9 protein-coding genes are annotated in these 9,783 nt (G+C 65.0%); 4 read left to right on the top strand and 5 right to left on the bottom strand.

Going from position 1 to position 9,783, the window contains the following annotated elements; translation table 11 throughout:
• The 3 genes from ENJ19_05570 to ENJ19_05580 all read left to right on the top strand — a co-directional run.
• A partial coding sequence (locus ENJ19_05570; protein ID HHM05194.1) for a UPF0104 family protein occupies positions 1-307 on the top strand: 307 nt, incomplete at its 5' end.
• The gene (locus ENJ19_05575; GenBank protein HHM05195.1) at positions 300-1,892 is read left to right on the top strand and encodes a glycosyltransferase; all 1,593 of its coding nucleotides are present in this window, start codon (positions 300-302) and stop codon (positions 1,890-1,892) included. The genes ENJ19_05570 and ENJ19_05575, both read left to right, overlap by 8 nt.
• Positions 1,874-3,343, top strand: coding sequence for a glycosyltransferase family 39 protein (locus ENJ19_05580; protein HHM05196.1), 1,470 nt, complete (start codon positions 1,874-1,876; stop codon positions 3,341-3,343). The genes ENJ19_05575 and ENJ19_05580 overlap by 19 nt, the downstream gene beginning before the upstream one ends.
• 6 nt (positions 3,344-3,349) lie before the next feature.
• On the opposite strand, the gene ENJ19_05585 is transcribed toward ENJ19_05580, so the two are convergent.
• Together ENJ19_05585 and mdh are read right to left on the bottom strand one after the other, a co-directional pair.
• Positions 3,350-4,714, bottom strand: coding sequence for a citrate synthase (locus tag ENJ19_05585; protein HHM05197.1), 1,365 nt, complete (start codon positions 4,712-4,714; stop codon positions 3,350-3,352).
• 14 nt (positions 4,715-4,728) lie between these two features.
• A complete protein-coding gene (gene mdh, locus ENJ19_05590; GenBank protein ID HHM05198.1) occupies positions 4,729-5,655 on the bottom strand; it encodes a malate dehydrogenase in 927 nt (308 codons plus the stop codon).
• A gap of 118 nt (positions 5,656-5,773) precedes the next feature.
• On the opposite strand from mdh, the gene mltF reads away from it, so the two are divergent.
• Complete coding sequence (gene mltF / locus ENJ19_05595; GenBank protein ID HHM05199.1) at positions 5,774-7,198, top strand: membrane-bound lytic murein transglycosylase MltF; 1,425 nt, start codon at positions 5,774-5,776, stop codon at positions 7,196-7,198.
• Between the two features lie 43 nt (positions 7,199-7,241).
• Here mltF and ENJ19_05600 read toward each other — a convergent pair whose 3' ends face one another.
• From ENJ19_05600 to ENJ19_05610, 3 genes are read right to left on the bottom strand one after another with little or no spacing between them, the layout of a single operon-like run.
• Complete coding sequence (locus ENJ19_05600; protein ID HHM05200.1) at positions 7,242-8,501, bottom strand: malate dehydrogenase; 1,260 nt, start codon at positions 8,499-8,501, stop codon at positions 7,242-7,244.
• A gap of 37 nt (positions 8,502-8,538) precedes the next feature.
• Positions 8,539-9,345 (bottom strand): nuclease, encoded by an 807-nt coding sequence (locus tag ENJ19_05605; GenBank protein HHM05201.1) that lies wholly within the window; start codon positions 9,343-9,345, stop codon positions 8,539-8,541.
• A gap of 11 nt (positions 9,346-9,356) precedes the next feature.
• Positions 9,357-9,563: a 50S ribosomal protein L31 gene (locus ENJ19_05610; protein HHM05202.1), complete on the bottom strand. Its 207-nt coding sequence runs from the start codon at positions 9,561-9,563 to the stop codon at positions 9,357-9,359.
• Positions 9,564-9,783 lie beyond the last annotated feature (220 nt).

Below are 9,783 nucleotides of genomic sequence, written 5' to 3' on the forward strand. Positions count from 1 at the left end.
GTGGACTTATGTCAACTGGCTGGTGAAACTGGCGGCTTTTGCCTGGGTGTTGACCCTGTTCGCGCCTGTACCTGCCGCCCCTGCCCTGCTGGGGGTCATCGCCGGCGATCTCACCAGCGTGCTGCCGGTGCATGGCGTGGCCGGCGCGGGCACCTATGAAGCGGGAGTGGTGGCGGCACTGCTGCCCCTGGGGCTGGACGCCGGGGCGGCCTTGCGCGGGGCGGTCAATCTGCATCTGTTCATTCTGGCCAGCACGGTGCTGGGGGGGGCTGCAAGCCTGTTGATCCGGACGCCGCCCCGTGAATGAAGCCCTGCTGCTGTGGATCAACCGGGACTGGGCCCACCCCGCCCTGGATGCCTTGTCCACCTGGCTGTCGTCCCGGGGGGGCTTCGCTTTTCCGCTGCTGGCCTTGTTGCTGATCGGTTTCGTGAGCCGCTGGGGCAAAGCGGGGGCCAGGCTGTGGCTCATGGCGCTGCTGGTGATCGGCAGCGGGGATCTTCTTGGCAACGTGTTGAAAAATGCTTTCCAGCACCCCCGCCCCTGTTTCGAACTGGCCGGGCAGGTGCGCCTCCCCGGCCAGCCACCCGGCGCTGCCTGCGGCCCCAATCTCACCGGCATGCCCTCCAATCACGCGCTGAATTTCTTCGCCGCGGCCATGTTTTTGAGCCTGGTGCTGGGGGGGCGGGCGCGCAGTCTGTTCCTGGTGGCGGCGCTGGTGGCCTTGTCCCGGGTGTATCTGGGCAAGCATTACCCCGCACAAGTCCTGGTGGGGGGCGGCATCGGCATCCTTTGGGGCCTGCTGTGGGCGCGCTTTGGGGTAAAATACGCCCCCTTGCCCGCGTCAGCGCGGCCGTCCCAATTGAACTGGCCCCCCATGAGCACCACCGAACAAACCGAGCTGCCCCACCGTTTGTCCATCGTCGTCCCCCTGTACAACGAACAAGACAGCGTCACCCCCCTGGTCCAGCGGGTGCACGAGTGTCTGGCGCACTACCATCACCCCTGGGAGCTGATCCTGGTCTCCGACGGCAGCAGCGACGGCACCGAGAGTGAGATGCAGGCCGCCCGCGAAAAATGGGGCCGCCATGTGCGCCTGATTTATCTGCAACGCAATTTCGGCCAGACCGCCGCCATGCAGGCGGGCATCGACGCCACCCGGGGCGATGTCATCGTCACCATGGACGGCGACTTGCAAAACGACCCGGTCGACATTCCCCGCCTGGTTAAGCGCTTGCTGGAGGAAAACCTGGATCTGGTCTCGGGCTGGCGCCAGAACCGCCAGGACAATCTGATCCGCAAAATCCCCTCGCGCCTGGCCAACAAGCTCATCGGCCAAATCACCGGCGTGCCTCTGCACGATTACGGCTGCAGCCTGAAAGTGTTCCGCGCCCCGGTGATCAAAAGCGTGCGCCTCTACGGCGAAATGCACCGCTTCATCCCCGCCTGGCTGGCCGCCAACACCTCGCCGGCGCGCATCAAGGAAGAAGTGGTGCACCACCACGCGCGGCAGTTCGGCCAGTCCAAATACGGCCTCGGCCGCACCTTCCGGGTGTTGCTGGATTTGCTGGCGGTGTATTTCTTCATGCGCTTCCGGGCCCGGCCGGGGCATTTCTTCGGCCGTATCGGCCTGATCTTCGGCGCTTTGGGAGGCGCGGGGCTGACCTATCTCGCCTTTGTCAAACTGGCCCTGGGCGAGAGCATCGGCACCCGGCCTTTGTTGTTGATCAGCGTGCTGTTCGTGGTGGTGTCGGTGCAGTTTCTCACCACCGGCGTGCTGAGCGAAATGATGGCGCGCACCTATTACGAATCATCCGACACCCGCTCCTATCTGATCCGCGCAGACAGCGCCAGCGCCAACAACGGCGAGGCCGCGTGGAACGAGCCGGCTTAAAGACGGTGCCCCGCCGGGACGGGCTGGCCCTGGCCCTGTTGGCCGCGGCCCTGGTTCTGTTCAAGGCCTGGCTCACCCGCGCCGCGGGGGTGGACATGCATTGGGACGAGGCCCAGTACTGGGAATGGTCCCGCCACCTGGACTGGAGTTATTACTCCAAAGGCCCTTGGGTGGCCTGGCTCATCGCCCTGTCGGAAGTCCTGTTCGGCCACGGCGAGTGGCAGACGCGCCTGCCCGCCTGGCTGGCCCACGGCGCCCTGCTGGCCCTCGTTTACGCCTTCGCCTTCGAGGTGTGGCGGCAGCGTGCGGCGGCCTGGTGGGCGGTGGCACTGGTGCTGCTCACGCCCACTTATTTCACCTTGTCCCTGGTAATGACCACGGACATCTGGCTGTTTTTGTTTTGGACCTGGGGTTTGTGGGCGGCCTATCGCGCCCTGATTCACGGCCGCTCCCGCGCCTGGCTGGAAGCGGGGGCGGCGGTGGGCCTGGGCACCCTGACCAAGCTCAGCATCGGCCTGCTCCCCGCCGCCGTGGGCTTGGCGGTGCTGCTTGTGCCACGCTGGCGGCATCAGCTGCGCTCGCCCCATCTGTGGGGTGGGCTGGGTTTGATGGTGCTGCTCATGAGCCCGGTGATTCTGTGGAATGCCGCCCACGACTGGGTGATGCTGCGGCACGAAGCGGGCCATGTGGGCCATCAAAGCTGGTCGCTGGAGCGGGGCCTGGTGTTTTTGCTGGAACAGGCGGGGGCCCTCTCCCCCCTCATCGTCGCTGTGGGGCTCACGGTGTGGTGGCGCCCGCCAGCGGAACCGGGACCGCGCCTGCTGTGGGGGCTGTCCCTGGGCTGGCTCGCATTTTTCTTCATCAAGGCCCTGGGCGCCAAGGTGCAGCTCAATTGGCCGGCGCCGGTCTACCTGGGGCTGCTGATTCTGCTGGCCGGCCATCTGCCGCAGTCCAGCGCCCTCAAAAGACGCCTGGTTTACGGTGGTTTCGTCCTGTCGCTGGTCCTGATGACGGTGGCCTATTTCCCCTACTCCTTCGGCCTCAGCGCCCGGCAGGATCCCTTTAAGGAAGTGCGGGCCTGGCGTGCACCCATCGAGGCCCTGGCCCGGCAGGCGCCGGCGGTTGATTTTATTGTCGTGCCCAATTACAAACTGGCCGGGGAGGTCGCCTTCTACTGGCCCCGCCCCCTGCCGGTGTACGTGCTCAGCACCGCCGGGCGCCGTTTCAACCAACACGATCTGTGGCCGGGACTGGAGCAGGAGACGGGACGCACCGGCTTATGGATCAGCACCGGAGCGGCGTTGCCCGCTGCATTCACCCGCGCCTTCGCCCGCTGCCGCACCACTGCCGCCGTGGCCGCGGGCACCCCCGGCGGCGTCCTGAGAACCCTGCACAGCGCCCGGTGCAGCGATTACCGGCCTGTCTCCTGGCCGCAGCCGGGCAGTTATTGAACCGGGCTAATCGGTGCCCCGGTCCACATGGCCGTTGGGCAGGGTGCCGCCGAACCCCTGGGGCGCCGCTGGCCGCTCGGCCATGGCGATGTAGTCGCGGCGGGCGTGACCATCGTAGATCTGGCGGGGACGGCCGATGCGCTGATCGGGCTCGCTGATCATTTCCATCCATTGCGCCACCCAGCCCACGGTGCGGGCAATGGCGAACATGACAGTGAACATATTGGTGGGAATCCTCAGCGCCTTGTAGATCAGCCCCGAATAGAAATCCACATTGGGGTAGAGCTTGCGGGCGATGAAGTAATCGTCTTTGAGCGCCACCTCTTCCAGACGCAGGGCCAGTTCGAACAAGGGGTCGCTGTCGTCGCCCAGTTTTTCCAGCACTTCATGGCACATCTGGCGGATGATCTTGGCGCGCGGATCGTAATTCTTGTACACCCGGTGGCCGAAGCCCATCAGGCGGAAGGGGTCGTTTTTGTCTTTGGCCTTGGCGATGAACCGGGGTATGCGCCTGACATCGCCGATTTCATTGAGCATGTTGAGCACCGCCTCGTTGGCACCGCCGTGGGCCGGCCCCCACAGGGCGGCGATGCCCGAGGCGATGCAGGCGAAGGGGTTGGCGCCGGAACTGCCCGCCAGGCGCACGGTGGAGGTGGAGGCATTTTGCTCATGGTCGGCATGCAAAATGAAAATCAGATCCAGAGCCCTTTCCGCCACCGGGTCCACCACGTACTCTTCGGTGGGCACGGAGAACATCATGTTCAGAAAGTTGCCGGCGTAGCTCAGATGGTTGCGCGGGTAGACGAAGGGCTCACCGATGGAATGTTTGTAACTGGCCGCGGCGATGGTGGGCATTTTGGCGATCATGCGGTGGGCCGCCACCTCCCGGTGGCGCGGGTTACGAATGTCGGTGGAATCGTGATAAAACGCCGACAGCGAGCCCACCACCCCCACCATGGTGGCCATGGGATGCGCATCGTGATAAAAGCCCCGGTAGAAGCTTTTCAGGCTTTCGTTGATCATGGTGTGGCGGGTGATGACCTCAGTAAAAGCGGCAAGCTGCCCGCTGCTGGGCAACTCGCCATAGAGCATCAAATAAGCCACCTCCAAAAAGGTGCTTTTTTCCGCCAGTTGCTCAATGGGATAGCCGCGATAGAGCAACACCCCCTGGTCGCCGTCGATATAGGTGATAGCGCTGCGGCAGCTGGCGGTGGAGACAAAGCCGGGGTCGAAGGTGAGACAGCCGGTTTCCTTGTACAGGGCGCTGATCTCGATGGCAGGGGGGCCGTGGGTGCCGCGCCGCACCGGCAGTTCGACCTGCTTGCCGGTGGCATTGTCGATAAAGGTGACGGTGGGGGGCGCATCGCTCATGGGGGGGCTCCTTGCTAATCGGGCAGGCCGGCGAGAGCATCGCGCAGGGGCTGGGCGGATGCGGCCAGCGCCGCTTGTTCTTCTTCCGTTAACGGCAGCTCCACGACTTTTTCCACGCCGTCGCGGCCGAGCCGGGTGGGCACACCCAGGGCCAGACCGCGCATGCCGTATTCCCCCTCCAGCACCGCCACGCAGGGCATGAGGCGTTTGCGGTCATGGACGATGGCGTCCACCATGGCGGCCACGGCGGCGGCGGGGGCATCGTAGGCGCTGGAGGTTTTTTTCAGGGCGACGATCTCCGCCCCGCCCTGGCGCGTTTTCTCCACCACGCGGGCGCGGGCCTCGTCGTTCAGGAAATGGCTGAGGGGGACGCCGGCGATGGTGGTATAGCGCAGCAACGGCACCATGGCATCGCCGTGGCCGCCTATGACCATGGCGCTGATGTCGCGCACGGAAAAACCGCTCTCACGGGCGACGAAACTGGCCATGCGGGCGCTGTCCAGCACCCCGGACAGGCCGAAGACCCGCCGCCGCGCCCAGCCCAGTTTCTGCCAGGTACAGAAGGTGAGCAGGTCCACCGGGTTGCTCACCACCAGCACAAAAGCGTCGTAGGCATAGCGGGCGACGTGCTCGGCAATGCCCGCCAGGATCTGGCGGTTCGCGGCCAGCAGATCCAAGCGGCTCATGCCCGGTTTGCGCGGCAGCCCGGCGGTGATGATGACCAGGTCAGCCCCGCGCATCAGGGCCGGATCGGCGCCGCCGCGGATTTCGGTGTCGAATTCGAACAGGGGCGCGGATTCCTGGATGTCCAGGGCCACCCCCCGGGCCTGCCCGGCGTCCAGGCCGATCAGCACCAGTTCCCGGCAGAGCTGGTCCTTGGCCAGATTCTGGGCAGTGGATTCACCCACACGCCCGGGTCCCACGATCACGATCTTGTCCATGGCATCCCTCTCCTTTCCGGTGGCGGCGAAGGGGACTATGGCGGGCGCCACGATATTTGTAAAGCCGCCCGGGTCCTTTGCTATGATGGCGCTGACGTGTTGTCGGCAACGGTGTGCTATGCCGCTGATTCAAAACATCTCCCGCTGCGGCCGCGCCTGGCGGTCGCGCCTGGCGGGCGTGCTGGCGGGCGTGCTGGGCTTGGTTTCGGCCTGTGATCAGGCGCCGCCGGAACGAGCCCCCGGCCTGCTGGAGAAAATCCGCGCCCAGGGCGAATTGGTGGTGGCCACCCGGAATGCGCCCACCACGTACTACGAAAGCCGCGACGGCGAGGCGGGGCTGGAATACGACATGGCACGCGACTTTGCCGATCACCTGGGCGTGAAACTGCGCATCCTGGTGCGGGGAACGGTCAGCGAGGTACTTGCCGCCGTGCAAAACGGCGAGGCCCACCTGGCCGCCGCCGGCCTCAGCGTCACCGCCAAGCGGCGCAACAGCTTTTTGTTCGGCCCGGTCTACCAACAGGTGCGCCAGCAGGTGGTCTGCCGCCGCAGCGCCAAACTGCCGCGCTCGGTGGAAGAGCTGGCCGGCCGCAGGGTGCGAGTGCCTGCCGATACCAGCTATGCAGAACACCTGCTTACCCTGGACGGCGACCACCCCGGGCTGGAATGGGAAACCACCGCCGATGAGGACACAGAGCAACTGCTGGAAGCGGTGTGGCGCAAGCGGCTGGACTGCACGGTGGCGGATTCCAACATCGTGGCCATCAACCAGCGTTTTTTCCCGGAATTGGAGGTGGCCTTTGAATTGGGCCAGCCCCAGTCCCTGGCGTGGCTGCTGCCGCCGCAGGCCACGGATCTGCAACGGGTGCTCACCATGTGGTTCAAAGGCTTTCGGGAACGCGGCCGGCTGGAAGCAGTGCTGGAACGCTACTACGGTTTCGTCGAGGTGTTCGACTATGTGGACACCCGCCGCTTCACCCGCCGGGTGCGGCAGTTGCTGCCCAAATACAAAAAATGGTTTCAGGACGCCGCCCGGCGCAACGATCTGGACTGGATGCTGCTGGCCGCCCAGGCCTACCAGGAATCCCATTGGAAAGCCCGCGCAATCAGCCCCACCGGGGTGCGCGGCATCATGATGCTCACCCTCACCACGGCGCGGGAGCTGGGCCTAAAAAGCCGGCTGGATCCCAAAAGCAGCATCTATGGCGGCGCCAGGTACCTGGCCCGCATCCGCGACCGCCTGCCCGCATCCCTCCCCGAACCGGACCGCAGCTGGGCCGCCCTGGCCGCCTACAACGTGGGCTACGGCCACCTCATGGACGCCCGCGAGCTGGCCACCCGCTTCGGCAAAAACCCCGACGCCTGGAGCGACCTGGCGGAAGTGCTGCCCCTGCTGGCCCAAAAGCGCCACTACAGCACGGTGAAACACGGCTATGCCCGGGGGCTGGAACCGGTGTTGTACGTGAACCGGATCCGCAATTACCGGGACATGCTGGAGCGGGCCCTGCAGCCCGCTGCCAGGAAACGCGCCTCGGACACGTAGCAGCTTGTTGCAAAAGCCCAGGAGGGCCTTTTGCAACATCCTGTCAGGCGGGGACAGCAGGCCTGGGATAGTGCTCCGGGTATTTCGCCGCCGCCACTCCGGTGGCGATGGCCGCCGCCGCCACCGCAGGGGGCACGGTGTCGCCCAGGCGCGGATCCAGCGGTTTGGGAATAATGTATTCCGAACCGAATTCCAGATGATCCAGCCTGTAGGCCCGCAAGACAGTCTCAGGCACCGGTGCCTTGCTGAGGGCGCTCAAGGCGTGCACCGCCGCCATTTGCATGGCGGTATTGATACGGCGGGCGCGCACATCCAGGGCGCCGCGGAAAATGAAGGGGAAGCCCAGTACATTGTTCACTTGGTTGGGGTAGTCGCTGCGGCCGGTGGCCATGATCACATCGTCCCGCACCTGACGCGCCAGCTCGGGGCGGATTTCCGGATCGGGGTTGGACAGGGCGAACACCACCGGCCGCGGCGCCATGCTGGCCAGCATGGCCTCGCTCAGCAGGTCGGGGCCGGAGACGCCGATGAACACATCGGCATCCTGCACGGCATCGGCCAGGGTGCGTTTGTCGGTGTCCAGGGCGAACTCCCGCTTGTACACATTCAGATCTTCCCGGCCGCTGTGGATCACCCCCTGGCGGTCCACCAGACACAGGTGTTCCTTTTTCGCCCCCAGGGCCACCAGCAAGCGCATGGAGGCGATGCCGGCCGCCCCTGCGCCCAGGCAGACAATCTTTGCCTCGGCCAGGGACTTGCCCTGCAAACCGAGGGCGTTTTCCAGGCCGGCGGCGATAATGATCGCGGTGCCATGCTGATCGTCATGGAACACGGGAATGTCCAGCCGCTCTATCAGGGCTTCTTCCACCATGAAACAGTGGGGGGCGGCGATGTCTTCCAGATTGATGCCGCCGAAAGTGGGGGCAATGGCAGCCACGGTCTCGATGAAATGCTCGGGGCTGTCGGCGTCCACTTCGATGTCGAACACATCGATATTGGCGAACTTTTTGAACAACACCCCCTTGCCTTCCATCACCGGCTTGCCCGCCAGGGCCCCCACCTTGCCCAGCCCCAGCACGGCGCTGCCGTCGGTGATCACCGCCACCAGATTGCCCTTGGCGGTGTAGCGGTAGGCCGCCTCGGAATCGGCGGCAATGGCCCGCACCGGCTCCGCCACGCCGGGGGTGTAGGCCAGGGCCAGGTCATCCTGGGTGGCGCAGGATTTGGTAATGGTCACTTCGATCTTGCCGGCGGTGGGCCGGGCGTGATAGTCCAGGGCGGTTTGGCGGCGTTCCTCGTTCATGATTCCTCGCGTCGGCGGTGGGTGACGGCAGAGCGGCTCAGGGGACTATTTCGATATCCGCGCGATGGCGCAGGGGAATGCGCAGATCACCGTCGCGCCGATAGATCCAGCCGCGGGCGATGACTTTCTTTCCCTGCAAGGCAAACAAACCCTTGCGGCCACCGAAATAGTCCAGGTCGTCTTTGTTGACCCTGAGGGCAACGTCACGATCCAGGTTCAACCAATAATGTCGGCGGCTCTCGCCGATCCGGTAGATCCGCCCCTTCACCAAGTGGAAACCCTCCGCCGTGCGCGGCAGCCTGGAAACTGGAACGGGCTGGTAGCGGGGCAAGGACCACAAGCCTTTGCGCTGCTGCCGCGCCAGCTTCTCGGCCTTGAGATAACACGCCATGTTCCACAGATCAGGGGGAATGACCAGGGCAGTGGCCAGCCCCTCTTGCAACAGCAGTGCGGCGAGGCTGCGTCCCCGCTCGTCAAAAGCGTGAGCCAGTGTCCGGCCATAATGGTCACGGCGGCTGAAGTCGAAGCGGAGCTGGATGGCGCCCCTGGCCAGGAGCCGTTTCAGGGCGTCGCGGGCGGCTTTGGCGTAAGGCTCCGCCGGGCGCCCGTCCCGGCCCAGCTCGGGAGTATTGAAGCCGATCAGGCGCAGTTTGCGGCCATCTTTCAGGCGCACGGTGTCGCCGTCGTGCACCCAGGCAACGCGGGCCTGCTCATCCACCCTGTCCGGCGGACAGGCCAGGGTCCCGGCCCCCGCTCCCGGCCCACAGCAAAAGAAAACCCAAAGGAAAAAGGCGCCCCCGGGGGACGCCTTTTTGCAGCGGCTCGGACCGCCGGACGGCCTCATGGACGGCGGCGCTACTGGCGCAGGCCGTACTTCTGGCGGAATTTGTCTACCCGGCCCGCAGTGTCCACCAGCTTCTGCTTGCCGGTGTAGAAAGGATGGCAGGACGAGCACACATCCACATGCAGATCCTTGCAGAGGGTGGAGCGGGTTTTAAAGGTGTTCCCGCAACTGCAAGTGACGGAAATTTCCTCGTAAGCCGGGTGGATGTCCGATTTCATGATCGACCTCAAAATCACGGGGGCGAAAAAGTGAGAATAATACGCCGGTCCCCCGGCTTGCACAAGCTTGCCTTGCACTGGCGTCTCCCCATTTTTTCACTTCATTGCCCCCAGCAATCCTGGCGCATCGGCGAACAGGTCGGGTTGTGGTGGTGCGAAGGCGGCTGTATGCCGTCTGCGCCGTAGCCAGGGATGGAAGATCACCTTGGCCATACTGAAC

It is taken from the genome of Gammaproteobacteria bacterium, assembly GCA_011375345.1.
Lineage (GTDB): Bacteria > Pseudomonadota > Gammaproteobacteria > DRLM01 > DRLM01 > DRLM01.

What these genes read in the sequence shown, in the direction of transcription:
- ENJ19_05585 (HHM05197.1), bottom strand. Translation starts at nt 4,714, where the DNA reads ATGAGCGATGCGCCCCCCACCGTCACCTTTATCGACAATGCCACCGGC.
- mdh (HHM05198.1), bottom strand. Translation starts at nt 5,655, where the DNA reads ATGGACAAGATCGTGATCGTGGGACCCGGGCGTGTGGGTGAATCCACT.
- mltF (HHM05199.1), top strand. Translation starts at nt 5,774, where the DNA reads ATGCCGCTGATTCAAAACATCTCCCGCTGCGGCCGCGCCTGGCGGTCG.
- ENJ19_05600 (HHM05200.1), bottom strand. Translation starts at nt 8,501, where the DNA reads ATGAACGAGGAACGCCGCCAAACCGCCCTGGACTATCACGCCCGGCCC.
- ENJ19_05605 (HHM05201.1), bottom strand. Translation starts at nt 9,345, where the DNA reads ATGAGGCCGTCCGGCGGTCCGAGCCGCTGCAAAAAGGCGTCCCCCGGG.
- ENJ19_05610 (HHM05202.1), bottom strand. Translation starts at nt 9,563, where the DNA reads ATGAAATCGGACATCCACCCGGCTTACGAGGAAATTTCCGTCACTTGC.